Origin of the sequence: Ramlibacter humi (assembly GCF_004681975.1) — a bacterium.
In the GTDB taxonomy this organism is placed as follows: domain Bacteria; phylum Pseudomonadota; class Gammaproteobacteria; order Burkholderiales; family Burkholderiaceae_C; genus Ramlibacter; species Ramlibacter humi.
This window is the reverse complement of sequence record NZ_SMLK01000001.1, coordinates 695,241-720,070: the sequence shown is the minus strand read 5'-3', so window position 1 is coordinate 720,070 and position 24,830 is coordinate 695,241. Positions and strand designations below refer to the sequence as shown.

The window sequence follows — 24,830 nt, the reverse complement described above, 5'->3', positions numbered from 1 at the left end:
CGAGAGGGATTCCCATGAAAAAGCACCTGCTCGCGGCCGTGGCCGCCGCCACCCTGTGCGCCGCCCTGCCGGCGCTGGCCCAGAACGTGGCCGTCGTCAACGGCAAGCCGGTTCCCAAGGCGCGTGTCGACGCGCTGGCCGCGCAGCTCGCGAAGACGGGCCGGCCCATCACGCCCGAAGTGACCGACCAGCTGAAGGACGAAGTCATCGCGCGCGAAGTCTTCATGCAGGAAGCGCAGAAGCGCGGCCTGGACGCCACCGACGACTACAAGAACCAGATGGAGCTGGCGCGCCAGGCGCTGCTGATCCGCGAGCTGTTCGCCGACTACCAGAAGAAGAACCCGGTCACCGACGAAGAGATCAAGGCCGAATACGACAAGTTCGTCGCGGCCAACGGCGGCAAGGAATACAAGGCCCGCCACATCCTGGTGGCCGACGAAGCGCAGGCCAAGAAGATCATCGCCGACCTGAAGAAGGGCGCGAAGTTCGAGGACATCGCCAAGAAGCAGTCCAAGGACCCGGGGTCGGGCGCCAACGGCGGCGACCTGGACTGGGCCAACGCGGCCAGCTACGTGCCCGAGTTCTCGCAGGCCATGATCAAGCTGAACAAGGGCCAGACCACGCCGGAACCGGTGAAGACCCAGTTCGGCTACCACATCATCCGCCTGGACGACGTGCGCGAAGCGCAGCTGCCCAAGCTGGAAGAAGTGAAGCCGCAGGTCGCGCAGTCGCTGCAGCAGCAGAAGCTGGCGAAATTCCAGGAAGACCTGCGCAAGAGCGCCAAAGTCGAATAAGGACTTCCGGCAGCAAGGACGAACGGCCCCTCGGGGCCGTTTTTTCATTTCAGCGTGCCAGCGCCGTCACGCCCATCACCGCGCCGATCATCACCGGCTGGTGCAGCATGTACCAGGTGAGGCTCCACCGCCCCATCCAGGCCAGCCAGCCGGCTTGCGGCGGCAGCGCACCACGAAGCACCTGCGGCCGTTCCGCCAGCAGCCACTGCCCCGCCGCCATGCCCCACCACATCACGCCCAGCCAGGGGAACAGCGGCACGTAGTCCTCGGTGAAAGGCTTGCGGCTCACCAGCCCCAGCCAGTGGAACGGCGGCCGGTTCAGGAACTCCAGCGCGGGCCAGTGCGCATGTGCCCACGGCGCGGCCAGCGCCAGGCCAATGGCGAGAAGGCCTGCCGGCCACAACCAGCGGCCCCATCCCCCCGTGAGCCGCACCACGACCAGCATCACCGCGATGCCGTGCAGCACGCCGAAGAAGATGTAGCTGCGGGGGAACATGAACCACGAGCCCGCGGTCACCAGCAGCGCGCAACCGGCCACCTGGGCACATCGGCGCCAGAAGCGCGGCCAGCCTTGGCCCTGCGCGTGCGCGACGGCCTGCGACAGCCCCGCGGTGAAGAGGAACAGGCTGACGATGCACGTGCGCTGCCAGGTCCACACCGGGTCGCGCAGGAAGTCCTGGCGGATCCAGCCGAAGTGGTTGAGGTCGAAGCAGAAATGGAACGCCGTCATCCAGACGATGGCGGCGCCGCGAAGCGCGTCGAGTCGGTCGTAACGTGCACCAGGCATGGGCGCCGAGTGTAGGGCGCGTTGCGGGTTTTCCCGTTGCACGCGACGTGCCGGGCTTCGCTCCAATTCGGGTGGCATGCCAACACCAAGGAGCTTCTCCACCATGCGCAAGACTGCGTTCCTTCTCGCCGCCCTGCTCTCCGCCGTCCTCGCCGGCTGCGCCGCCGGCCCGGGCCCGGTGGCTACCGCGCCGAAGCCGATGCCCCCAGGCCAGGTCGCCGCGGGCAAGACCGAAGTGCTGTGGCTGGGCCAGGCCACCACGCGCATCACCACGCCCGGCGGCAAGGTGATCGTGATCGACCCGTGGCTGAAGACCAACCCGAAGACGCCCGCGAACTTCAAGGACCTGAACGCCCTGGGCAAGGTGGACCTGATCCTGGTGACGCACGCGCACTTCGACCACTTCGCCGACGCGCCGGAGCTGGCGAAGATGAACAACGCGCCGCTGTACGCCCCCGCCGGCCTGGGTTCGACCATTGCCGCGTACAGCATCCTGCCCGCCAACCTGGCGCCGCGCTCCGGCAAGGGCGGCACCGTGCTGCCCTTCGGCGCCAACGGCCCCAGGATCACGGCGGTGCGCGCGGAGCATTCGTCCGAGCTTGACTGGAAGGATGCCGCCGGGAAATCCATCGTGCTGCCCGGCGGCGAACCCGTGGGCTACATCATCGAGATGGAGAACGGCTTCAAGGTCTGGCACATGGGCGATACCGCCGTCTTCGGCGACATGAAGCTGATCGGCGACATGTACAAGCCCGACGTGGTGATGGTGCCGATCGGCAACCACTTCGTCATGAGCCCGCAGGACGCCGCCGCGGCGGTGCGCGACATGATCAAGCCCAGGTACGCCATCCCCATCCACTTCGGCACCACGCCGCAGCTGCGCGGCACGCCGGCCGAATTCGAAGCGGCGCTGGGCAGCGGCAGCCCGAAGATGATCCTGCTGGAACCCGGCCAGAAGCTGGATTTCTGATGACCGGTCGCGGAGGCGCCGCCGTCGCGCCGCCGGGCAAAAGCTAGCGGTGGTTCTTGCCGATGCGCGAATACGCGTCGTCGGCATTGCCCTTCTTCGGCGCCGTGTCGTTGACTTTCACCGAGTCGGCCGCCGACAGCGGGCCCAGCTGGCTGTCCAGCTGGAACTGCGACTGCTCCCAGAGGTCCCACGCCGACTCGTCGTGGTCTTCCTTCACCTCGGGCATCGGGGGCGGTTCGTGGATCGCCGGTGCGGCAGCCGGCCGCGCGCTGCGCACCGGCCGGGGCCGCGCGGCAGGGGCCGGCGGCTCCGCGCGCTTGAAGAACTTGAACAGCATCGGAGTGTGTCGGGACGAGCGGCAGGCTGCGCCGCCCTACCTCCTGTAACTTGAAGTTACATTTCAACCGTTCGAGAGGGAACGGTCAAGGCCTGGCACCTAAAATCGCCCGCTTTCCCCGCCTGGACCCCTCCCCCCATGTCGCTGCAGAGCCACCAGCTCGAACTGCTCGCGCCCGCTCGCGACGCGGACATCGGCATCGAAGCCATCAACCATGGCGCCGATGCCGTGTACATCGGCGGCCCCGACTTCGGCGCGCGCGTCTCCGCCGGCAACTCGGTGCAGGACATCGAGCGCCTGGCGCGCCACGCCCGCCGTTTCGGCTCGCGCATCTTCGTCACCCACAACACCATCCTGCGCGACGACGAACTGGAAGCCGCGCGCCGCATGGCCTGGGACGTGTACCACGCAGGCGCCGACGTGCTGATCATCCAGGACATGGGCCTGCTGGAGCTGGACCTGCCCCCCATCCAGCTGCACGCCAGCACGCAGACCGACATCCGCACGGTGGAGAAGGCGAAGTTCCTGCAGGACGTGGGCTTCTCGCAGATGGTGCTGGCGCGCGAGCTGACGCTGGAGCAGATTCGCGAGATCCACGAGGCGCTGGACGCCGAGCGCTGCAAGGTGGAGTTCTTCATCCACGGCGCGCTGTGCGTGGCGTACAGCGGCCAGTGCTACATCAGCCACGCGCACACCGGCCGCAGCGCCAACCGCGGCGACTGCTCGCAGGCCTGCCGCCTGCCCTACCAGGTGGTGGACTCGCAAGGGCGCTTCGTCGCGCACGACAAGCACGTGCTGTCGATGAAGGACAACAACCAGAGCGCCAACCTGGGCGCGCTGGTGGACGCCGGCGTGCGCAGCTTCAAGATCGAGGGCCGCTACAAGGACATGGGCTACGTGAAGAACATCACCGCCCACTACCGGCGGCTGTTCGACGAACTGATCGAGGACCGCGAAGGCAGTGCATTCCCGTTGTCGCGCGCTTCCAGCGGCCGCACCACCTTCACCTTCACGCCCGACCCGGACCAGAACTTCAACCGCGAGTTCACCGACTACTTCGTCAATGGACGGCAAGACGACATCGCGGCGATGGATTCGCCCAAGAACCCGGGCCGCGCCATCGGCTGGGTCACGAAGGTGAACCCCGATTCGCTTGAACTCGAGTGTGAGGACCCGAAGGCCGTGCTGCACAACGGCGACGGGCTTTGCTACTACGACTTGCAGAAGGAACTGGTCGGCGTGGCGATCAACCGCGCCGAACGGACCTCCGTCCCTTCCCCTCTGGGGGAGGGCCGGAGTGGAGGCACTCCCGCGCGCAATGCGTGGCGCGTTTTCCCCAAGGACCCGATCGCCGGCCTGCGCGACCTTCGCAAGGGCACGCAGCTCAATCGCAACCGCGACATGGACTGGGTGCGCACGCTGGAGAAGAAGTCCAGCGACCGCCGCATCGGCGTGTGGGCCTCGTTCGAGGAAACGGCGCAAGGTTTTTGCCTGCTGCTCACCGACGAGGACGGGCACGCCGCCGAAGCGTCGGCACCGCACGCGAAGGAACCTGCGCGCGACGCCGGGCGCCAGGAAGCCGGCCTGCGCGAGCACGTGGCCCGCTTCGGCAACACCATCTTCGAGCCAGTAGACGTTCAGCTGAAGCTGTCGCAGCCGTGGTTCGTGCCGTCGTCACTGGTCAACCAACTGCGCCGCGACGCGGTCGAGAAGCTGGAAGCTGCACGGCTCGCCGCGTACCAGCGGCCCCTGCGCGGCAAGCCGGTGGAACCGCCCGCGCCCTACCCCGAAGACACCCTCACCTACCTGGCCAACGTCTTCAACCAGAAGGCGCACGACTTCTACGCGAAGCACGGCGTGAAGGTGATCGCCGCCGCCTACGAAAGCCACGAAGAGGAAGGCGAAGCCAGCCTCATGATCACCAAGCACTGCGTGCGCTGGTCCATGAGCCTGTGCCCCAAGCAGGCCAAGGGCGTGGTCGGCGTCAAGGGCACCATCAAGGCCGAGCCGCTGCAGTTGATCAACGGCAAGGAGAAGCTCACCCTGCGCTTCGACTGCAAGCCGTGCGAGATGCACGTGGTCGGGAAGATGAAGCCGGGCGTGAGGCTTCAGCGGGCGAAGGAGATGGCGGAGATGCCGCTGACGTTCTATCGCACGCGGCCAGCGCCGGTGGCGCCGGGCTGAGAAGCCGGAAGCCATGGATTCCCGCCTTTGCGGGAATGACGCCTCTCTCGCAGCCCGTACCCGAATCCGTTCCCCGCGGAGGCGGGATCCACGGCTTTCAGCTCACCCCACCCACTTGCGCGCATTGCGCCAGATGCGGATCCAGGGGCTCAGCTCGCTCTTGTCGCCACCCGTCCACGACATCTGCACGTTGCGGAACACGCGCTCGGCGTGCGGCATCATGGCCGTGAAGCGGCCATCGGCCGTGGTCACCGCGGTCAGGCCTTGCGGGCTGCCGTTCGGGTTGAACGGATAGGCCTCGGTCGGCGCGCCATCGGGGCCGATGAAACGCATCGCGGGGATCACCTTGGCAGCATCGCCCCGGTGCGCGAAGTTGGCATAGCCCTCGCCGTGCGCCACCACGATGGGCAGGCGGCTGCCGGCCATGCCGGCGAAGAACAGGCTGGGCGATTCCAGCACTTCCACTTGCGAAAGCCGAGCCTCGTAGCGCTCGCTGCGGTTGGTGGTGAAGCGCGGCCAGGCTTGCGCGCCCGGGATGATGTCGGCCAGCTCGGCCAGCATCTGGCAGCCGTTGCACACGCCCAGCGCGAAAGTGTCGGTGCGGGCGAAGAAGGCCTTGAACTGCTCGGCCAGCTGCGGGTTGAAGGTGATGCTGCGCGCCCAGCCGATGCCCGCGCCCAGTGTGTCGCCGTAGCTGAAGCCGCCGCAGGCGACGAAGCCCTTGAACTGCGGCAGGTCGGCGCGACCGGACTGCAGGTCGGTCATGTGCACGTCCACCGCCTCGAACCCCGCCAGGTCGAAACAGTACGCCATCTCCACGTGCGAGTTGACGCCCTGCTCGCGCAGGATGGCGACTTTGGGGCGCGACAGGTTCAGGAACGGTGCAGCGACGTCTTCCTTCGCATCGAAGCTCGGCGCGAACTGCAAGCCCGGGTTGGCCGGATCGCCCGCCGCGGCGTGCTCGGAATCGGCACCCACCGGGTTGTCGCGCTGCTGGCAGATCTTCCAGCTGACGCTGTCCCAGACCTGGTGCAAGTCGGACAGCTTGGCGCCGAACACCGCCTTGGTGTCGCGCCACACCTGCACCTCGCCCTTGCCCACTTCCATGGACGACGAAGCCGGCCGGGTCTTGCCGACGAAGTGCGAGTAGCGCGCCAGGCCGTGCTCGCGCAGCACCTGCATCACGTCGTTGCGCTGGTCGGTGCGCACCTGCAGCAGCACGCCCAGCTCTTCGTTGAACAGCGCCTTCAGCGTCAGTTCCTCGCGCCGCGCGCTGACCTGCGTCGCCCAGTTCTTCGCGTCGCCGAATTCGGCACGGCTGTCGCTGATGCCGTCGCCTTCCGTGACCAGCAGGTCCACGTTGAGCGAAACACCCACCTGGCCCGCGAACGCCATCTCGCAGGCGGCGGCGAACAGGCCGCCGTCGCTGCGATCGTGGTACGCCAGCACACGGTCCTGCGCGCGCAGCGCATTCACGGCGTTGACCAGGTTCACCAGATCCTGCGCATCGTCCAGGTCCGGCACGTCGCCACCCGGCTGGTCCAGCACCTGCGCCAGGATGCTGCCGCCCATGCGGTGCCGGCCTTTGCCCAGGTCCACCAGCACCAGCGTCGTGTCTTTGGTGGCTTCCAGTTGCGGCGTCAGCGTGGGCCGCACGTCGTCCAGCGAAGCGAAGGCCGTGATGATCAGGCTGACCGGCGAGGTCACCTTGCGGCCGTCCCACTGCGTGCGCATCGACAGGCTGTCCTTGCCCACGGGGATGGAGATGCCCAGTGCCGGGCACAGCTGCATGCCCACCGCCTTCACCGTCTCGTACAGCGCCGCGTCTTCGCCCGCTTCGCCGCAGGCGGCCATCCAGTTGGCCGACAGCTTGACGCGCTCCAGTTCGATGGGCGCGGCCAGCAGGTTGGTGATGGCCTCGGCCACGGCCATGCGGCCGGAAGCGGGCGCGTCGATGGCCGCCAGCGGCGTGCGCTCGCCCATGCTCATCGCCTCGCCGGCGAAGCCCTTGAAGTCGGCCAGCGTCACGGCGCAATCGGCCACCGGTACCTGCCACGGGCCGACCATCTGGTCCCTATGGGACAGGCCACCCACGGTGCGGTCGCCGATGGTGACCAGGAAGCGCTTGGAAGCGACGGTCGGGTGCGACAGCACGCGGATGGCCGCGTCCTGCAGATCCACGCCGGTCAGTCGGATGGCCGGCACCTCGCGCGCGACGGACTTCACGTCGCGGTGCATGCGCGGCGGCTTGCCCAGCAGCACGTCCATCGGCATGTCCACTGGCGACTTGGCGGATTCGTCGGCAACGACGAGCTCACGCTCCTTCGTCGCCACCCCCACCACTGCGAACGGACACCGCTCACGCTCGCAGAAATCGCGGAACTGCTCCAGCGACTGCGGCGCGATGGCCAGGACGTAGCGCTCCTGGCTTTCGTTGCACCAGATTTCCTTGGGCGCCAGGCCGGACTCTTCCAGCGGGATCTTGCGAAGGTCGAAACGCGCGCCGACGCCGGCGTCGTTCGACAACTCCGGAAAGGCGTTGGACAGGCCACCCGCGCCGACGTCGTGGATGGCGAGGACGGGATTACTGCTCCCCAGCGACCAGCAGTGGTTGATGACCTCCTGCGCGCGCCGCTCGATCTCGGGGTTGCCGCGCTGCACCGAATCGAAGTCCAGCTCGGCCGTGTTGGTGCCGCTGGCCATGGAGCTGGCCGCGCCGCCGCCCATGCCGATGCGCATGCCGGGCCCGCCCAGCTGCACCAGCAGCGTGCCGGCCGGGAAGCGCTCTTTCATCGTCTGGCCGGCCTCGATGCTGCCCAGGCCGCCAGCGATCATGATGGGCTTGTGGTAGCCGCGCGTGACGCCGGCCACGTCCTGCTCGTACTCGCGGAAGTAGCCCAGCAAGTTGGGACGGCCGAACTCGTTGTTGAACGCAGCGCCACCCAGCGGCCCCTCGGTCATGATCTGCAGCGGGCTGGCGATGTGCGCGGGGCGCCCATTCGGCGACTCCCACAGTTTGGACACCGAGAAGCCGGTCAGGCCCGCCTTGGGCCTGGCGCCGCGGCCGGTGGCGCCCTCGTCGCGGATCTCGCCGCCCGCGCCGGTGGAAGCGCCCGGGAAAGGCGAGATGGCCGTCGGGTGGTTGTGCGTCTCCACCTTCATCAGCACGTGGTGCAGCGCGCCGCCGCGCTGGTAAGTGGAAGGCCCGTCGCCGCGCACCGGCTGGAAGGTTTCGACCTGCGTGCCCACCATCACCGCCGCGTTGTCGGAATACGCAACGATGGTGTGCTTGGGCTGCTGCTGGTGCGTGTGGCGGATCATGGCGAACAGGCTCTTGTCCTGCGCCGCGCCGTCCAGCGTCCAGCTGGCGTTGAAGATCTTGTGCCGGCAGTGCTCGCTGTTCGCCTGCGCGAACATCATCAGCTCGACGTCGGTCGGGTTGCGCTTCAGCCCGCGGAAAGCTTCCAGCAGGTAGTCGATCTCGTCGTCGGCCAGCGCCAGGCCGAAGCGCGTGTTCGCCTGCTCCAGCGCAGCGCGGCCGCCGGACAGCACGTCGACCTCTTCCATCGGCGCGGGCGCCAGCTCGCTGAAGAGCCGGTGCGCATCGGCACGGTCGGCCACGATGCTTTCCGTCATGCGGTCGTGCAGCAGCGCGGCGATGGCTTCGCGCTGGGCGCCCGAAAGCGACGCACTGCCGAGCAGCGGCGCCTTCAGCTGCACGTGGTATTCGACGGCGCGCTCGAGCCGGCGGACGGCCAGGCCGCAGTTGTGGGCGATGTCGGTGGCCTTGGAAGCCCAGGGCGAGACGGTGCCCAGCCGCGGCGTGACGATGAACGGCTCGCCCTTGTCCGGACCTTCGGCGGGCTCGCCGTAGGTCAGCAGCGAGGCCAGGCGGTCCGTTTCGGCGGCGGCGGGCTGGTGATCCCAGGCGGCGAAGTGGATGAACCGCGCCGACAGTCCCTGGACCTTGTCGTGCACTTCCTGGAGCCTGGGCAGCAATTGCTGGACGCGGAACTCGCTGAGGGCGCGGCCGCCCTCGAACTCGGAGATGTGCAGGGTCACGTTTGGGCCTGTGTGGGAACGGAAAGCGCCACCGCTGACTGGGGTGGCGCTGAACCCGCTGATTTTACCGGCCATGCCCGCGCACCCCTGCGGTGCATGGGTGCCTTTGGGATAATCGGGACATGGCCATCACGTACAAGGACGACGCAGGCGTCCAGGGCATGCGCACCGCCGGCCGGCTGGCCGCCGAGGTGCTGGACTTCCTCACGCCCCACATCAAGCCCGGCATCACCACCCAGGACATCGACCGGCTGGCGGCCGGGCACATGCAGACGCAGGGGTCGATCTCGGCCACGCTGGGCTACCAGCCGCCGGGGTATCCGCCCTACCCCGCTTCGCTGTGCACCTCGGTCAACCACGTGGTGTGCCACGGCATCCCGAACGAGAAGCCGCTGAAGAAGGGCGACATCGTCAACGTCGACGTCACCGTGATCAAGGACGGCTGGTACGGCGACACCAGCCGCATGTTCATCGTGGGCGAAGCGTCCATCGCGGCCAAGCGCCTGGTGAACCTGACCTACGAAGCCATGTGGCACGGCATCGTGAAGGTCAAGCCCGGCATCCACCTGGGCGACATCGGCTTCGCCATCCAGCAGTTCGCCGAGAAGAACGGCTTTTCCGTGGTGCGCGAGTTCTGCGGCCACGGCATCGGCCGCAACTTCCACGAAGAGCCGCAGGTGCTGCACTACGGCAAGCCCGGCACGCTGGAACGCCTGGAGCCCGGCATGACCTTCACCATCGAGCCGATGATCAACGCCGGCCGCAAGGAGGTGAAGGAGTTCGGCAACGACGGCTGGACCATCGTCACCAAAGACCACTCTCTGTCCGCGCAGTGGGAGCACACCGTGCTGGTCACCGAGACCGGCTACGAGGTGATGACGCTGTCGGCCGGCAGCCCTCCGCCGCCGCCTTTCGTCAACGCGGCCTGATCCCGCCATGGCCTCGGCCGTCCTCCAGACAACGCCGCAGGCCAGCGCCTCGACGGCCCTGCTGCGCGACCGGCTGAAGCAACAGAAGGCCGCCATCAACGCTTCCCTGCTGGTGCAGGGCATCCCGCCGCGCGCGGTGGGCCGCGTGCTGCGCAAGATGGCGCGCCACGTGGACGACGCGCTCAAGGCGCTATGGCAGCAGGCCGGCTTCCCGGCCGACTGCGCGCTGATCGCCGTCGGCGGCTACGGCCGCGGCGAATTGTTCCCACATTCCGACGTCGACGTGCTGGTGCTGCTGCCCGACGGCACGCAGGCCGACGGCGACGGGCCGCTGCGCCGCCAGCTGGAAGCTTTCATCGGCCAGTGCTGGGACATCGGCCTGGAGATCGGCTCCAGCGTGCGCACGGCCAGCGAATGCGCGGCGGCCGCGCAGGCCGACGTCACCATCCAGACCTCGCTGCTGGAATCGCGCCTGCTGGCGGGCGACGGCGCCCTCTTCCGCCGCTTTCACGAAAGCTTCCGCGCCACGGTGGACCCGCGTGCCTTCTTCATCGCCAAGACGCTGGAGATGCGCCAGCGGCACAACAAGTTCGAGAACACGCCCTACTCGCTGGAACCCAACTGCAAGGAATCGCCCGGCGGCCTGCGCGACCTGCAGGTCATCCTGTGGGTGGCCAAGGCGGCGGGGTTCGGCAGCAGCTGGGAAGAGCTGGCCGCCAACGGCCTGGCCACCCCGCTGGAAGCGCAGCAGATCCAGCGCAACGAGGCGCTGCTGAACCTGATCCGCGCGCGCCTGCACGCCATCGCGGGTCGGCGCGAAGACCGGCTGGTGTTCGACCTGCAGACGCCGGTGGCCGAAGCTTTCGGCTACCGCACCGAAACCGCGCCGGACGGCCGCCTGCTGCAGCGAGCCAGCGAGGCGCTGATGAAGCGGTTCTACTGGGCGGCCAAGGCGGTGACGCAGCTCAACCAGATCCTGCTGCTGAACATCGAGGAGCGCATCACGCCCAGCGGCCAGGAGCCGGTGCCCATCAACCCGCGCTTCGCCATCAAGGCGGGGATGCTGGAGGTGACGAGCGACGACCTGTACCAGCGCGAGCCGCACGCCATCCTGGAAACCTTCCTCGTCTACCAGACCACGGTGGGCCTGAAGGGGCTGTCGGCCCGCACGTTGCGCGCGCTCTACAACGCGCGCGACATCATGGATTCGAAGTTCCGCAACGACCCGGTCAATCACGCCACCTTCAAGGCGATGCTGCTGCAGCCTTCGGGCATCACGCACGCGCTGCGGCTGATGAACCAGACGTCGGTGCTGGGGCGCTACCTGTGGGTGTTCCGCCGCATCGTCGGCCAGATGCAGCACGACCTGTTCCACGTCTACACCGTGGACCAGCACATCCTGATGGTGCTGCGCAACGTGCGCCGCTTCTTCATCGCGGAGCATGCGCACGAATACCCGTTCTGCTCGCAGCTGGCCGCGGGCTTCGACAAGCCCTACGTGCTGTACGTCGCCGCGCTCTTCCACGACATCGCCAAGGGGCGCGGTGGCGACCACTCCGAGCTGGGTGGCGAGGAAGTGCGCCGCTTCTGCCGCCAGCACGCCATCGACACCACCGACTGCCGCCTCATTGAATTCCTGGTGCGCGAGCACCTGACCATGAGCCGCATCGCGCAGAAGGAAGACCTGTCCGATCCCGAGGTGATCGCGGCTTTCGCCAAGCGAGTGGGCGACGAGCGCACGCTGACGGCGCTGTACCTGCTGACGGTGTCCGACATCCGCGGCACCAGCCCCAAGGTGTGGAATGCCTGGAAGGGCAAGCTGCTGGAAGACTTGTACCGCGCCACGCTGCGCGCGCTGGGCGGCCACGCGCCGGGCAACGCCGCCGAAGTGGAAGCGCGCAAGCGCGAAGCGCTGGTGCAGTTGCAGCTGCACGCGCTTCCGTTCGAGGCGCACAAGAAGCTGTGGGACACGCTGGACGTGGGCTACTTCATGCGCCACGACGCCGGCGAGATCGCCTGGCACACGCGGCACCTGTCGCGCCACGTGGGTGCTGCTCGCCCCGTGGTGCGCGCGCGCATCTCGCCGGTGGGGGAAGGCCTGCAGGTGCTGGTGTACACGCCCGACCAGCCCGACCTGTTCGCGCGCATCTGCGGCTACTTCGACCAGGCGGGCTTTTCCATCCTGGACGCGCGCATCCACACGGCGAAGAACGGCTATGCGCTGGATACGTTCCAGGTGGTCACGTCCATGCTCCCCGAGCACTATCGCGAACTCGTGACCATGGTGGAGTCGGAACTGGAACAGACGCTGGAGCGCGCGGGCCCGCTGCCGCAACCCAGCCGCGGCCGCGTGTCGCGCCGCGTGCGCAGCTTCCCGGTCACGCCGCGCGTGCAGCTGTCACCCGACGAGCGCGCGCAACGCTGGCTGCTGTCGGTGTCGGCCAGCGACCGGGTGGGCCTGCTCTACTCCATCGCGCGGGTGCTCGCAAAACACAAGATCAACCTGCAGCTGGCCAAGGTCAGCACGCTGGGCGAGCGGGTGGAAGACACCTTCCTCATCGACGGGCCGGAACTGCAGCAGAACCGCCGGCAGATCGAGATCGAGACGGAGCTGCTCGAAGCGCTCGGAGAGAGCTGAGAGCAGCGAGGCGACGTCATTCGCGCGAAGGCGGAGAACCCACGCTTTCGCACGGCCTTCAGTTTCCGGCCGCATCGCCGCGCACGTTCGGCGTCACGGCCAGCGGCGGAAAGCAGGCGAACGACTGCGTCTGCGGGTAGGCCACGTTGGTGGCGCAGTCCACCCCGATGTTGCCCATCCGGTGGTTGAACACCGGCACCTGCAAGGTGAAAGGCCTCAGCGGAAAGCACAGCGCCAGCATCTGTGCCGCGCCGCGCGGGCTCAGCGTGTACGCCGGCAGGCCGAAAGCCATGCGCAGGCGCCACGCCTGCACCGGCGTGCGCTGCGGCTGGAATTCATCGACGGCCTGGCGCAGCTGCGGCTGGTCGAACAGCATCGCGACCGACGAGACGTTGCCCATCGGGTGCACGTGCAACAGCGTGTCGAAGTTCCAGCCCCACAGCACCAGGTCCCAATCGGCCGGCAAGCCCGCCAGTACCTCGCGGCTGCGTTCCGCAAAGTCGTGGCGGAACACCGCATCGTCCTCCGCGATCGTGAGCGGCGCGCCCGCCGCCGCGGCTTCCTTCCACAGGTGCCAGTGCGACAGTGCCGCGCCATAGGCATGCGCCTGGTAGGTGGCTTCGACTTCGCGCGTGAAGGCGCCGGAGGCGCGCACTTCATCTGCGGTCAGGCGGCTGCCGTCGACGGCGTCGAAGAAGGTGAAATTCAGGTGCGCGTTGCGGCGCCGGAACTGCTCGCGCCGACGCGCGTGGCGCTGCAGGCTGATCACTCGGACGACGCTCATCGCGGGCGACTTTAGCCCACCGGGCGCGCGAACCCCGCTGGTAAGCTGCGCGCATGGCTTCCATCGCCGTGATCACCCCCTACCACCAGGAGCCGCTCGAGGTCCTGGAGCAATGCCACCGCAGCGTGCTGGCGCAGGAGCCGGCGGCCGATCACTTCATGGTTGCCGATGGCTTTCCAAACCCGCAGGTCGCGGGCTGGAAGGTGAGGCACGTGGTGTTGCCGCAGGCGCACGGCTACGGCGGCTCGGTGCCGCGCGGTGTCGGCGCCATGCTGGCCGAGGCGCAAGGCTACGAGTTCGTCGCTTTCCTCGACGCCGACAACTGGTACCACCCGGGCCACCTGGCTTCGCTGGTCGAATTGCAACGGCGCACCCGCGCGCCGGTCTGTTCGTCGCTGCGCACTTTCCACCAGCCGGACGGCACGCCGATCGAGACGGTGGAAGCGGCGGAAGACCAGCTGGTGCATGTCGATACCAGCTGCCTGCTGATCCACCGGTCCGCGTTCAGCGCGCTGCCCGTGTGGATGCACCTGCCGCAGCAGATCTTCAAGCTGTGTGACCGCGTCTTCGTCGCGGCCCTGCGCCACAAGCGCTTCGCGATCGCCTCGACACGCCAGCGCACGGTGGCGTATCGCACGCTTTACCAGACGCACTACGAAGCCGCGGGCCTGCCGCTGCCCGCCGGCTTCAAGCCGACGAACATCCTGCACCCTTCGTACGAGTGGCTGAACACGCGCGAGGGTGTCGCGCTGACCGTGGAGCGCCTGGGCTTCTGGCCGGCCGCCTACATGGCCTGAGGCTCAGTCGTCCTCGGACGCGTCGATGTCCGGGAACAGCACCTCGGTGTAGCCGAACTTCGTGAAGTCGCGCACCCGCATCGGGTAGAGCTTGCCCGCCAAGTGGTCGCACTCGTGCTGCACCACGCGGGCGTGCCAGCCGTCGACCGTGCGGTCGATGGGCTTGCCGTCGGGGTCGACGCCCGTGTAGCGGATCGTCTTCCAGCGCGGCACCATCCCGCGCAGGCCGGGCACGGAGAGGCAGCCTTCCCACCCGTCTTCCTCGTCGCCGCCGACCGGTGTGATGGTGGGATTGAGCAGCACGGTGCGCGGCACGGCCGGTCTTTCCGGGTAGCGCGGGTTCGGCGTATCGCTGCCGAAGATCACCAGCTGCAGGTCGACGCCGATCTGCGGCGCGGCGAGGCCCGCGCCGTTGACGGCCTTCATCGTTTCGAACATGTCGTCGATGAGGCGGCGGATGTCGGGGGTGCCGAACTCGGTGACGGGCTTGGCCACGCGCAGGAGGCGCGGGTCGCCCATCTTCAGGATTTCGCGGACGGTCATGAGTAGTGCACCTTGGAATCTGTCACGTGGTCAATGCCTGACTTGGCAATCGTTAGGCAGGCTCACTCATGGACGAGGCCCAGATGTCTTCGTGAACAATCCTAAGTGGAACTCCTGCTGTTCTGTACTCGATTGCTTTCTCAATTTTGGTCCCAAAGTTTCCATGCTTCCATTCAGCGCTGCCCAAGCCACCAACGATCAGAAAATTCAGTTTCTTCGTAACCGAAGCAGCGATGGACCCGCCGCGACGGAGCACAGCTGATTCGCACACGGTACGCGGGCCGAACGCGAAGTCACCAGTCATGCAAAAAACTTGATCCGCGAAATCAAGGCTGAGAATTTCGTCAAAGGCCAATGCATTGACTGGTCGAGCGTCGACGTCATCAAACTTCCCGCCAACGAAACCCTCAAGGACTTCTACTAGATGCGAGCGCTCTTCAGCAGTAACGTGCCCATCTGCTAGGATTTCGTTCACCTTGGCATGGATTGCGGATCCCGGCCACACCCCATTGACGGCGTCGGCGGCAGTAAGCCACTTGTTCAGAAACTGAATCTCTTGATCGTTTAGCTGACCATCAGCGAGCAGACCTTGAACAATGCCCACTAGAGCGGCGCATGATTGACGCATTTCATTGCGAAACGCGGCCGCTTGCCGTGTGTAGAGATTTGGCATCACCCCTCCTCGGATCGCCTCAACAAACCTAAATCGCTATCCCCGCCGAAGCAAGAAGGGCAAGAAACTCAGGCTCTTCGATGATCTTAATGCTCAACGACTCGGCCTTCGTCACCTTGCTCGCCCCGGGCTCCACTCCTCGAACGAGGTACGTCGTTTTCTTGGAGACTGAATCAGTGACCTTCGCTCCCGCTGATTCCGCAAGCTCAGCTGCTCGCTCTCGATTGGCAAAGTGACTAAGCGTACCGGTGATAACAATAGTCGCGCCCGCCAAGTCGCCGGTGCCCATTCGGGCCTGAGTCTCGACCCTCCGCACCTTGATATCGAGAGCTTCGAGTTGCTCCAATACACGCTGCCATCTGGGCAACTTGAGTTCGTCATATATCGCGCGTGCAGCTGGATCGGCCGACGCGAGCACTTGGACGTCCGCAGCGAGCAGCTCGTCAATATCGGCGAAGGAGTCACTGACCCGGTCCAAAGTGACCGAACCAATGCCTTTCAGCCGCAACTGGGTGATGAATCGACCGAACGGGATGCTGGTGACGCGCTCGGTGTCGGCAACCTTAGGCGTCTGTAGCTTCGTGGCGAGTTCTGCGACAACACCTAGGTTGCGCTCAGAAGAGAAGAAATCGTGAATTGCCTTCGCGGTCTTCGCGCCTAGTTGCTCGATCAAGACAATCGTATCGACTGATGCATCCGCGAGGTTCGCTAAGGATCCAAAGAAGCGCGCTAAGTCCTTCGCTGTCGTCTCACCGACGTGCGGAATTCCCAACCCAAGAATCACCCGATGAAGCGGCCTCGTCTTCGACGCTTCCACAGCACCAATTAACTTTTCAGCCTGAGTCCTTTGGATCGTGACTCTTTTAGTGCCATGCCGACCGTTTTTATATGTATAGGGCTCTTCTCGCAAGACTGTGCCAATGAGATCTTCTTGGCGGAGCTTATAGAAATCAGCGACGGTTCTAAGCCGCCCATCCAAGTCGAATCGCGCAATGTATTCGCTGCCGAACCCCTCCAGGTTCATCGCACTCCGCGCTGCAAAGTGGCGCAAGGCGCGTCGCCTCTGTGCCGGACAGATCAACCCTCCAGAGCATCGATGCGCCACCTCCCCCTTCTCTCTCACCACCCGGCTGCCGCATTCGGGGCAAATCAGCGGCATGAAGAAATTCCGGAGGTAGCCACTTCTGGAGTTCGGAACCGGACCAACAATCTCAGGGATAACATCGCCGGCGCGTCGAACTATGACTTGATCGCCTACTCGAACTTTCCTGCGACGCAGATCGAACAAGTTGTGGAGCGTGACGTTGGCAACGGTGACGCCGCCTACTCGTATAGGCTCGAGCTTTGCAACTGGCGTGAGCTTTCCAGTCCGTCCAACTTGGACGTCGATGTCATTTAGTCTTGTCGACCGCTCCTCTGGTGGGAACTTGTGGGCGATTGCCCACCGTGGAACTCTCGACTTGAAGCCTAAGTCCCTCTGCACATCGCGCGAGTCAATTTTGTAGACCACGCCATCGATGTCAAAAGGGAGTTGGTTCCGTCGCGCGGCCACACTCCCATGGAAGTTGCACAGTCCTTCAGCCCCGCGCGACATCTGCCAGTCTGAATTTACCGGCAACCCCATTCGAGCAAGTTCTCGTAGCAGACCTGAGTGGGTCTGAGGCTCCTCCCATCCTTGTGTATCGCCTAGGCCATATGCAAAGAAGCTAAGGGCTCTTTCTTCGGCGATGGCGGCGTTCAATTGGCGAACAGCACCAGCAGCTGCATTTCTGGGGTTTGCGAACAGCTTGCCGCCGGAAAGAATCTGTCGCTGGTTAAGGGATTCGAAGTCACTCAGTGACATGAACACTTCGCCACGTACTTCAAGTACCGGTGCGCTGCAGTCAACAAGCGTCCTGGGTATGGATCGGATCGTCGAGATCGTATGGGTGACGTCCTCGCCGTTGTAGCCGTCACCCCGAGTCACGGCACGGACGAACCGTCCCGATTCGTAACGAAGACTGATGGCAAGGCCATCAAACTTCAACTCTGCAACATAGGAGATCTGATCACCGTTGAGCAGAGCCATTGAGGCTTGACTCAGAGCCTCGCGCAACCCTTGCGATACACGTTTCCGCTCCGTCGCGAGTGCATCTCGGACTTTTCGATCGAAGTCGAAGGCCCCCTCAGATGAGCTATCGGTTTCGGTCTCGATTGACAGCATCGGCACCGTGTGCTGGACCTCGACGAGGCCCTTCATCACGGTTCCAACAACTTTCTGAGTCGGAGATTCTGAAGTGATGAGCTCCGGATGCTCGAGCTCTAACGACTGAAGCTCATTGAAAAGCTCGTCGTACTCCCAGTCTTCTATCTCCGGATCATCCTCGTCGTAGTAACGCTTCGCGTGATACAGAACTTGTTCGCGGAGCGCTTTGACTCGCTCGCGAACTGACTTGTCTGTCGACATCTGGAAAGTTTAGGAGAAAAGGCGCCGCGCCTGAGGCGACCCCGCCGCCAGGTCGCGCGATTCCAGCGTGTCGTAGAGCATCTCCAGGTCGGCACCCACCACGTCCAGGCCTTCGGCCGCGATCACCTGGCCGTTGTCGTCGATGATGGCGCCGTCCATGCCCGCCGCCAGCCCGATGGCCGCGTCGCGCATGCGCGCGAACGGCTGCTCGCCGCGCGGCACCTGCGGCACGTCCAGGCTCAGCGACACCTCGCGGATGGCCGACTGCGCGGGGTCTTCCGACAGCGCCGCATGGCTGTCGAACGACAGCACCAGCAGCGGCGGGTTGCCGGCCTGCGAGGAAGGCAGCACCAGCCGCCCCGGGATGGCGCCGGCGACGAAGCCGAAGCGCGAGGCGTTCTGCTGCACGTAGCCGGGGCTCCACGCGGCGTTGCGGGCACGCAAGGTGAAGCTCAGCTGCGCGTCGTGGCCGCCCGCAAACTGGTCGAGCTCTCGGGCGCGCGCCACCTCGGGCAGCATGTCCGGAAACTCGGCCGCGCCGTTCACCGCATCGGCGAAGGCCTGGGCCTTGACCACGAACTCGGAGAACTCGATCTCGTTGAGCGCGCCCGTGCGGTTGGCCAGCTGCACGCCGGCCTGGAAGGCCGTGTAGCGCTGGCCGGCCTGAGGCACTTCCCACTGCTGGGTGGCTTCGTTCAGGCCTTCGACCGCGAACGGCTTGCTGCCCGCGCGCCGGGTGGCCGGCAGCGCGGCCATCGCGGCTTCGCCCGCGACCGGATGTTCCACCGCGATGGGCGCCAGCGCGTCGATGAGCGCGTCCAGCCCCGGCTTCTTCTCGGGCATGGGCAGCGGCGGCTCTTCGGCATCGAACACGGGCTCGACGGGAACGGGTTCTTCGCCCGGTTCGTTGCGGGGCAGCGCCTGGTCGGCCTGCCGCGGCTTGAGCTGGCGCGTGGTCCACGCGTTCCAGGCGACGAGGACGGCGAGCACCAGCCCGCCGAGGATGGCTACGCCGACGGTGAAGCCGCTCATGTCAGGCGGCCTCGGCCATCGACACCGCGGATTCCATGTCCACGGCCACGATGCGCGACACACCTTGCTCCTGCATGGTCACGCCGATCAGCTGCTCGGCCATCTCCATCGCGATCTTGTTGTGGCTGATGAACAGGAACTGCGTTTCCTTCGCCATGGCCGACACCAGCTTGGCGTAGCGCTCGGTGTTGGCGTCGTCCAGCGGCGCGTCCACCTCGTCCAGCAGGCAGAAAGGCGCCGGGTTCAGCTGGAAGATGGCGAACACCAGCGCGATGGCCGTCAGCGCCTTCTCGCCGCCCGACAGCAGGTGGATGGTCTGGTTCTTCTTGCCGGGCGGCTGCGCCATCACCTGCACGCCGGAGTCGAGGATCTCCTCGCCCGTCATCACCAGCTTGGCGTTGCCGCCGCCGAACAGCTCGGGGAACATGCGGCCGAAGTGTTCGTTGACGGTGTTGAAGGTGCCGGCCAGCAGCTCGCGCGTCTCGCCGTCGATCTTGCGGATGGCGTCTTCCAGCGTGGTGATGGCCTCGGTCAGGTCGGCCGTCTGCGCGTCCAGGAACTGCTTGCGCTCGCGCGCCGAGGTCAGTTCGTCCAGCGCCGCCAGGTTCACCGCGCCCAGCGCCGCGATCTCGCGCTGCAGCCGGTCGATCTCGCCCTGCATGCTGGAAAGGCGCACGTTGCCGTCCTGGATGGACCTGGCCACGGCTTCCAGGTCCGCGTTCGCGTCGGCCAGCAGTTGCGTGTATTGCTCCAGGCCCAGGCGGGCGGCCTGTTCCTTCAGCTGCAGGTCGGTGATGCGCTGGCGCAGCGGGTCCAGCTCGCGTTCCAGCTGCAGGCGGCGCTCGTCGCTGGCGCGCAGCTTGGCGGTCAGGTCGTCGTACTCGCTGCGCTTGGCGCCCAGGGCCTGCTCGCGCTCGGATTTCAGCTGCAGCGCAGACTGCAGGCCGGCCTGCGCGGCGGCGTCGGTCAGCCGCGAGAGTTCCGCATGCGCACGCTCCTCTTCGGCGGCAATGCTGCCGGCCTGCTGCTGCGCGGTATCGATGGCACGCTGCAATTCCCCACGGCGCGCTTCCAGCGAACGCTGCGAGAACTGCGCTTCCTGCGCCTGGCGTTCCAGGCTGCGTTGCTGCTCGCGGGCCTGCGCCAGCTTGCGCTCGGCGTCGATCACGCGTTCGTCCAGCTGGGCATGCCGCTCCTGGCTGTCGGCCAGCTGCATGTCCAGTTCCTCGAAGCGCCCTTCGGCGGCGACGCGGCGTTCCTGCAGTTCTTCCAGCAGCGCGTCGACTTCGGCCAGGTCACCGGCGATCTGCTCGCTGCGCGCGCGGGTCTGTTCGGCCAGCTGCGTCAGGCGCAGCGTCTCCACCTGCAGCTCGTGCGCCTTGGCCTGCGTTTCCGCGGCTTCGCGGCGGACGGCCACCAGGCGCTGGGAGGCGTCGGTGTAGGCAGCCTCGGCCCGCACCAGCGCGCCGCGCGATTCCTCGGCGATGAGCAGCTGCGCGCGCAGCTGCTTCTCCAGGTTCTCGATCTCCTGCTGGCGGGCCAGCAGGCCGGCGCGCTCGGAGTCCTGCGCGTAGAAGCTGACGCTGTGCGCGGTGACGCAATGGCCGGTCTGCACGTAGATGACTTCGCCGGGCTGCAGCTTGTCGCGCGCGGCCAGCGCGTCCTCGAAGCTGGCGGCGGTGTAGCAGCCGTGCAGCCAGTCGGCCAGCAGCGCCTTCTGGCCCGCGTCGTTCAGCCGCAGCAGGTCCGACAGGCGCGGCAGCGAGCCGGCGGGCAGCGGCACGGCGGCCGCGGGCGGGCTGTAGAAGGCCAGCTTGGCCGGCGGCGCGTCGGTGGCGAAGGCGCGCACCATCTCCAGCCGCGAGACTTCCAGCGACGACAGGCGCTCGCGCAGCGCCGCTTCCAGCGCGTTCTCCCAGCCCTGCTCCACGTGGATGCGGCTCCACAGCGCCTGCAGGCCTTCCAGGCCGTGGCGGGCCAGCCAGGGTTTGAGCTTGTCGTCGGTCTGGACTTTTTCCTGCAGCGCCTTCAGCGCTTCCATGCGCGCGGACAGGTCGGCCTGCTTGTGGCTTTCGCGGTTGACCGTTTCCTGCTTCTGGCGGCGGTCGTCGTCCAGCTGCGGCACCTGGTCCTGCAGCTCGTGCAGGCGGGCGTCCGCCGCGGAGGCGGTTTCCTGGGCGACCGCCAGCTGCTGTTGCAGGTTGGTGAGCCGCGCCTCGTCGGGCGCGGCCAGCGCGTTGCGGTCGGCCACCAGGCGCTCGCGGCGCTGGCCCAGCTGGCGCGACTGCTCCTCGATGTTGCGCTGGTCGGCGGCCAGCACCTGGATCTGCTGCTGCACCTGGGCCACGCCCTGGCGCTGCTCGGTGGACTTGGCCTGCGCCTGGCGCAGCGCCTCTTCCAGGTCGGGCAGCGCCATCGACTGCTCTTCCAGTTGCGCGGCCAGCAGCGTCGCCTTCTCTTCGGCGTCCACGGCCTGGCCGGCCAGCGTCTCGATCTCGGCGGCCGCGTCGTCCTTGCGCGCGGCCCAATGGGAGGTCTGTTCCTTCAGCTGCTGCAGCCGCTGCTCCACGCGCTGGCGGCCTTCGACCACGAAGCGGATCTCGGCCTCCAGGCGGCCGACTTCGGCGCTGGCTTCGTACAGCTGGCCCTGCGCCTGGTTGACCTGGTCGCCGGCCGCGTAGTGGGCCTGGCGCACGGTTTCCAGCTCGTTCTCGACGTGGCGCAGGTCGGCGACGCGCGACTCCAGGTCGTTGACGGCCTTGTCGGCGTCCTGCTTCAGCTTGCCCTGGTCGCCCTCGGCTTCGGCGCGCTTGAGGAACCACTGCTGGTGCTGCTTCAGGTTGACGTCGGCCTGCAGCGAGTTGTAGCGCTGGGCGACTTCGGCCTGCTTCTCCAGCTTGTCCAGGTTGGCGTTCAGCTCGCGCAGGATGTCTTCCACGCGGGTGAGGTTCTCGCGCGTGTCCGAGAGGCGGTTCTCGGTTTCGCGGCGGCGTTCCTTGTACTTCGAGACGCCCGCGGCTTCCTCCAGGAACAGGCGCAGCTCTTCCGGCTTGGATTCGATGATGCGGCTGATGGTGCCCTGGCCGATGATGGCGTAGGCGCGCGGGCCGAGGCCCGTGCCCAGGAACACGTCCTGCACGTCGCGGCGGCGCACCGGCTGGTTGTTGATGTAGTAGCTGCTGGTGCCGTCGCGCGTCAGCACGCGTTTGACGGCGATCTCGGCGAACTGGCTCCACTGGCCGCCCGCGCGGTGGTCGGCGTTGTCGAAGATCAGTTCGACCGAAGAGCGCGAGGCCGGCTTGCGGGACGTCGTGCCGTTGAAGATGACGTCCTGCATGGACTCGCCGCGCAGCTCGCTGGCCTTGGACTCGCCCAGCACCCAGCGAACCGCGTCCATGATGTTGGACTTGCCGCAGCCATTGGGGCCGACCACCCCGACCAGCTGGCCGGGAAGCATGAAGTTGGTGGGTTCGGCGAAAGACTTGAATCCGGAAAGCTTGATGGAGTTGAGTCGCACGTGCGCAAGCCCTGGCGGAGGTGTTCGGAACGGCCAGCGCCGCCCACGGGCGGCGCTGGAAAAGTCCGCCGCATGATAGCGAACTGGGCAGCGCCCCCGCCGGACGGAATTCGCTTGCCACCGCCCCGAAACCGCGCTAAGCGCCGACCCACGGGCGGCCCCGTTTTTGGCAACAAGCGGGCACGGCGGGAAGGCGTCAGCCGGAACCGATAATTCGGCCCATGAATCCCCTTTTGGCCCGCCTGCAGCCCTACCCTTTCGAGCGGCTGCGGCAGTTGTTCGCGGGCGTGACCCCGAATCCCGAATTCCGCCCCATCAGCCTGGGCATCGGCGAGCCCAAGCACCCGACGCCATCCTTCATCAAGCAGGCGCTCAAGGACGCGCTGGAAACGCCGGGCAGCGACCTGACGGGCTACCCGCCCACCGTGGGCACGCCCCAGCTGCGCGAAGCTTTCGCCGGCTGGCTGAAGCGCCGCTACGGGCTGGCGGTGGACGCGGCGACGCAGGTGCTGCCGGTCAACGGCTCGCGTGAGGCGCTGTTCGCTTTCGCGCAGACGGTGATCGATCCCACCAGGTCGCCGGTGGTGGTCTGCCCCAACCCGTTCTACCAGATCTACGAAGGCGCCTGCCTGCTGGCGGGGGCGGAACCGTACTACGCGCCCAGCGACCCGGCGCGCAATTTCGCGGTGGACTGGGACAGCGTGCCCGCGGAGGTCTGGGCCCGCACCCAGCTGATCTACGTCTGCTCGCCCGGCAACCCCACCGGCGCCGTGATGCCGCTGGACGAGTGGCGCAAGCTGTTCGAGCTGTCGGACCGGCACGGCTTCGTGATCGCTTCGGACGAGTGCTACAGCGAGATCTACTTCCGCGACGAGCCGCCGCTGGGCGGCCTGGAAGCCGCCGCCCAGCTGGGCCGCACCGATTTCCGCCGCCTGGTGGCGTTCACCAGCTTGTCCAAGCGCAGCAACGTGCCCGGCATGCGCAGCGGCTTCGTCGCGGGCGATGCGCAACTGTTGAAGGCTTTCGCGCTGTACCGCACCTACCACGGCAGCGCGATGGCACCGCCGGTGCAGGCCGCCAGCATCGTGGCCTGGAACGACGAGCAGCATGTGGTGGACAACCGCGCCGAGTACCGCCGCAAGTTCGCCGAGGTCACGCCCGTGCTGGCCGAGGTCATGGACGTGCGCCTGCCCGACGCGGGGTTCTATCTCTGGGCCGGCGTGCCCGGCGGCGACGACACCGCCTTCGCCCGCGACCTGCTGGCTCAATACAATGTGACGGTCTTGCCGGGCAGCTACCTCGCCCGCGAGAGCGGCGGCCGCAACCCCGGCGCCGGCCGCGTGCGCATGGCCCTGGTCGCGGAAGCGGCCGAGTGTCTGGAAGCCGCGCAACGCATCGTCCGATTCATCCAGAACCGAAAAGCCTGAACCTTCCATGAGCCAGCAGCTGCAGCAGACCATAGCCACCGCCTGGGACAACCGCGCCAACCTGTCCGCGAAGGACGCGCCGAAAGACGTCGCCGAGGCCGTCGAACACGTCATCGCCGAACTGAACCACGGCCGCCTGCGCGTGGCCACGCGCGAAGGCGTCGGCAAGTGGACCGTGCACCAGTGGATCAAGAAGGCGGTGCTGCTGTCGTTCCGCCTGAAGGACAACGCGCTGATGAAGTCCGGCGAGCTGGCCTTCTTCGACAAGGTGCCGACCAAGTTCGCCCACCTGTCGCCCGAGGAGATGGCGGCCACCGGCGTGCGCGTGGTGCCGCCGGCCGTGGCGCGCCGCGGCAGCTACATCGCCAAGGGCGCGGTGCTGATGCCCAGCTACGTGAACATCGGCGCGTACGTCGACGAAGGCACCATGGTGGACACCTGGGCCACCGTGGGCTCGTGCGCGCAGGTGGGCAAGAACGTGCACCTGTCCGGCGGCGTGGGCCTGGGCGGCGTGCTGGAGCCGCTGCAGGCCAACCCGACCATCATCGAGGACAACTGCTTCATCGGCGCCCGCTCCGAGATCGTGGAAGGCGTCATCGTCGAGGAGAACTCGGTGGTGTCCATGGGCGTGTACATCGGCCAGAGCACGCCGATCTACGACCGCGCCACCGGCGAGACCAGCTACGGCCGCGTGCCGGCGGGCTCGGTGGTGATCTCCGGCAGCCTGCCCAAGGACGGCGGCAAGTACAGCCTGTACGCCGCCATCATCGTGAAACGCGTGGACGCGCAGACGCGCGCCAAGACCAGCCTGAACGACCTGCTGCGTCCGTGAAAACCATGACGAATGACGGATGACCGCGCTGCGCGCGGATGACGGAAGGCCGGCCCGGGCATTTGTCATTTGTCATTC

17 protein-coding genes are annotated in these 24,830 nt (G+C 66.8%); 8 read left to right on the top strand and 9 right to left on the bottom strand.

All coding sequences use genetic code 11. The features are described from left to right. Positions 1 to 14: 14 nt before the first annotated feature. Complete coding sequence (locus EZ216_RS03265) at positions 15 to 794, top strand: peptidylprolyl isomerase (RefSeq protein ID WP_135248133.1); 780 nt, start codon at positions 15 to 17, stop codon at positions 792 to 794. 49 nt (positions 795 to 843) lie between these two features. Here the strand turns inward: EZ216_RS03265 and EZ216_RS03260 are convergent, their stop codons facing one another. Then, on the bottom strand, positions 844 to 1,581 hold the full coding sequence (locus EZ216_RS03260; protein WP_135248132.1) for a heparan-alpha-glucosaminide N-acetyltransferase: 738 nt from the start codon (positions 1,579 to 1,581) through the stop codon (positions 844 to 846). A gap of 103 nt (positions 1,582 to 1,684) precedes the next feature. Here EZ216_RS03260 and EZ216_RS03255 point away from each other — a divergent pair, with 103 nt between their 5' ends. Next, complete coding sequence (locus EZ216_RS03255; protein WP_135248131.1) at positions 1,685 to 2,551, top strand: metal-dependent hydrolase; 867 nt, start codon at positions 1,685 to 1,687, stop codon at positions 2,549 to 2,551. Between the two features lie 43 nt (positions 2,552 to 2,594). Here EZ216_RS03255 and EZ216_RS03250 read toward each other — a convergent pair whose 3' ends face one another. Further along, positions 2,595 to 2,888, bottom strand: a complete 294-nt coding sequence (locus tag EZ216_RS03250) for a hypothetical protein (protein WP_135248130.1) — start codon at positions 2,886 to 2,888, stop codon at positions 2,595 to 2,597. A 138-nt stretch (positions 2,889 to 3,026) separates the two neighbouring features. Here EZ216_RS03250 and EZ216_RS03245 point away from each other — a divergent pair, with 138 nt between their 5' ends. After that, positions 3,027 to 5,072 carry a peptidase U32 family protein gene (locus EZ216_RS03245; protein WP_135248129.1) on the top strand — a complete coding sequence of 682 codons (2,046 nt, stop codon included), beginning with the start codon at positions 3,027 to 3,029 and terminating at the stop codon, positions 5,070 to 5,072. 102 nt (positions 5,073 to 5,174) lie between these two features. Here the strand turns inward: EZ216_RS03245 and purL are convergent, their stop codons facing one another. Continuing rightward, the gene (purL, locus tag EZ216_RS03240) at positions 5,175 to 9,134 is read right to left on the bottom strand and encodes a phosphoribosylformylglycinamidine synthase (RefSeq protein ID WP_135248128.1); all 3,960 of its coding nucleotides are present in this window, start codon (positions 9,132 to 9,134) and stop codon (positions 5,175 to 5,177) included. A gap of 122 nt (positions 9,135 to 9,256) precedes the next feature. On the opposite strand from purL, the gene map reads away from it, so the two are divergent. Together map and EZ216_RS03230 are read left to right on the top strand one after the other, a co-directional pair. Next, complete coding sequence (map, locus tag EZ216_RS03235; protein WP_135248127.1) at positions 9,257 to 10,063, top strand: type I methionyl aminopeptidase; 807 nt, start codon at positions 9,257 to 9,259, stop codon at positions 10,061 to 10,063. A 7-nt stretch (positions 10,064 to 10,070) separates the two neighbouring features. Continuing rightward, positions 10,071 to 12,701: a [protein-PII] uridylyltransferase gene (locus EZ216_RS03230; RefSeq protein WP_135248126.1), complete on the top strand. Its 2,631-nt coding sequence runs from the start codon at positions 10,071 to 10,073 to the stop codon at positions 12,699 to 12,701. Positions 12,702 to 12,759: 58 nt separating this feature from the next. Here the strand turns inward: EZ216_RS03230 and EZ216_RS03225 are convergent, their stop codons facing one another. Continuing rightward, the gene (locus EZ216_RS03225) at positions 12,760 to 13,485 is read right to left on the bottom strand and encodes a glycosyltransferase family 25 protein (protein ID WP_135248125.1); all 726 of its coding nucleotides are present in this window, start codon (positions 13,483 to 13,485) and stop codon (positions 12,760 to 12,762) included. A gap of 53 nt (positions 13,486 to 13,538) precedes the next feature. Between EZ216_RS03225 and EZ216_RS03220 the strand changes: the two genes are divergently transcribed. Further along, positions 13,539 to 14,282 (top strand): glycosyltransferase, encoded by a 744-nt coding sequence (locus EZ216_RS03220; RefSeq protein WP_135248124.1) that lies wholly within the window; start codon positions 13,539 to 13,541, stop codon positions 14,280 to 14,282. Positions 14,283 to 14,285: 3 nt separating this feature from the next. Here the strand turns inward: EZ216_RS03220 and def are convergent, their stop codons facing one another. From def to smc, 5 genes are read right to left on the bottom strand one after another with little or no spacing between them, the layout of a single operon-like run. Beyond that, positions 14,286 to 14,825: a peptide deformylase gene (gene def / locus EZ216_RS03215; RefSeq protein ID WP_135248123.1), complete on the bottom strand. Its 540-nt coding sequence runs from the start codon at positions 14,823 to 14,825 to the stop codon at positions 14,286 to 14,288. A 52-nt stretch (positions 14,826 to 14,877) separates the two neighbouring features. Continuing rightward, positions 14,878 to 15,498, bottom strand: a complete 621-nt coding sequence (locus EZ216_RS03210) for a BRCT domain-containing protein (RefSeq protein ID WP_135248122.1) — start codon at positions 15,496 to 15,498, stop codon at positions 14,878 to 14,880. Between the two features lie 28 nt (positions 15,499 to 15,526). Continuing rightward, positions 15,527 to 17,944 (bottom strand): NAD-dependent DNA ligase LigA, encoded by a 2,418-nt coding sequence (ligA, locus tag EZ216_RS03205; protein WP_135248121.1) that lies wholly within the window; start codon positions 17,942 to 17,944, stop codon positions 15,527 to 15,529. Positions 17,945 to 17,953: 9 nt separating this feature from the next. Continuing rightward, positions 17,954 to 18,976 carry a cell division protein ZipA C-terminal FtsZ-binding domain-containing protein gene (locus EZ216_RS03200; protein ID WP_135248120.1) on the bottom strand — a complete coding sequence of 341 codons (1,023 nt, stop codon included), beginning with the start codon at positions 18,974 to 18,976 and terminating at the stop codon, positions 17,954 to 17,956. Position 18,977: 1 nt separating this feature from the next. Then, positions 18,978 to 22,493 carry a chromosome segregation protein SMC gene (smc, locus tag EZ216_RS03195; RefSeq protein WP_135248119.1) on the bottom strand — a complete coding sequence of 1,172 codons (3,516 nt, stop codon included), beginning with the start codon at positions 22,491 to 22,493 and terminating at the stop codon, positions 18,978 to 18,980. Positions 22,494 to 22,714: 221 nt separating this feature from the next. Between smc and dapC the strand changes: the two genes are divergently transcribed. Continuing rightward, complete coding sequence (gene dapC, locus EZ216_RS03190; RefSeq protein WP_135248118.1) at positions 22,715 to 23,920, top strand: succinyldiaminopimelate transaminase; 1,206 nt, start codon at positions 22,715 to 22,717, stop codon at positions 23,918 to 23,920. Positions 23,921 to 23,927: 7 nt separating this feature from the next. After that, positions 23,928 to 24,752 carry a 2,3,4,5-tetrahydropyridine-2,6-dicarboxylate N-succinyltransferase gene (dapD, locus tag EZ216_RS03185; protein ID WP_135248117.1) on the top strand — a complete coding sequence of 275 codons (825 nt, stop codon included), beginning with the start codon at positions 23,928 to 23,930 and terminating at the stop codon, positions 24,750 to 24,752. Positions 24,753 to 24,830: the final 78 nt, after the last annotated feature.